This is a genomic window from Streptomyces sp. NPDC056361, assembly GCF_042262805.1.
Classification (GTDB): Bacteria; Actinomycetota; Actinomycetes; order Streptomycetales; family Streptomycetaceae; genus Streptomyces.
On the sequence record NZ_JBHJQI010000323.1, the window covers coordinates 1 to 1,147 of the forward strand.

General features: G+C 74.5%; 1 protein-coding gene. It reads left to right on the top strand.

The features are described from left to right. Positions 1 to 58 precede the first annotated feature (58 nt). The gene (locus ACFCY7_RS40510) at positions 59 to 685 is read left to right on the top strand and encodes an NUDIX domain-containing protein (protein WP_376491089.1); all 627 of its coding nucleotides are present in this window, start codon (positions 59 to 61) and stop codon (positions 683 to 685) included. Positions 686 to 1,147: the final 462 nt, after the last annotated feature.

The window sequence follows — 1,147 nt, forward strand, 5'->3', positions numbered from 1 at the left end:
GGTCCTCACGGACCCGTACCCCGGCTTTCGTATGTGGTTCGTATGTGGGAGGACCCAGATGCAGTTGCAGGACACCCCGGAGGAATGGCGGGTCGCCGAGACCACGACCCCCTTCCAGGGAAAGAAGACCAGTGTCCGCACGGACGACGTGGTCATGCCGGACGGCACCGTCGCCCGCCGCGACTACCAGGTCCACCCCGGCTCGGTGGCCGTCCTCGCCCTCGACGAGCAGGACCGCGTCCTGCTGATCAAGCAGTACCGCCACCCCGTCCGGCAGAAGCTCTGGGAGATCCCCGCGGGCCTGCTCGACGTCCCCGGCGAGAACCCGCTCCACGCCGCCCAGCGCGAGCTGTACGAAGAGGCCCACGTCAAGGCCGGCGACTGGCACGTCCTCGCCGACGTCTACACCTCGCCCGGCGGCACCGACGAGGCCCTGCGCATCTTCCTCGCGCGTGACCTCGCGGAGGCGGAGGGGGAGCGTTACGAAGTGTCCGACGAGGAGGCCGACATGGAGCACGCGCGGGTGCCGCTCGCGGAGCTCGTCTCCGGCGTGCTCGCCGGGCGCCTCCACAACACCTGCCTCGCCACCGGGGTGCTCGCGCTCGCCGCCGCGCGCGCCGGGGCCGGGACGTCAGCGCTCCGCCCCGCCGACGCCCCTTGGCCCGCCCGCCCCTTCACCGCTTAGCCCCTTGGACGCCGCCCGATCCTTCTCGACCTGGCCCTTTGGGCGGCGCCCTGCCTCTTTGCTGCCTGGCCCTTAGGTGGCGCCCTGCCTCTTCACTGCCTGGCCTTTGGGTGGCGCCCCGCCTCTTCACTGCCTAGCCCCCTGGATGGCGGCTGGCCCGGCGGGCGCGGCCAGCCGCCGGGCAGTGCCTGGCATCCGGCTGCGCCTGACCCCACGGTGGGCCTGTGGTGTGGGCTTGCGTTGTGGGCCTGCGCCCGCGCGCCTCGTGTGGGCTGCGCCCGCGGCCCGCGTCTGGCCGCCCGCGTGTGGGCCCGCGTCGCCTCCTGCGCCCGCCGCCGTGTGCGGCCGCGCCCGCCCCCGTGCGGGCTGCGCCCACCGTCGCCCGTCGCCCACCCCCCCCCGTGTGGGCAATCGTCCCTCCCCCAGACTTCGTCCGGGGGTACCCCCAGGGCGGGACGGGTG

Bases quoted from the DNA above. Each gene is read 5' to 3' on its own strand.
- ACFCY7_RS40510 (WP_376491089.1), top strand. From the start codon at position 59: ATGCAGTTGCAGGACACCCCGGAGGAATGGCGGGTCGCCGAGACCACG.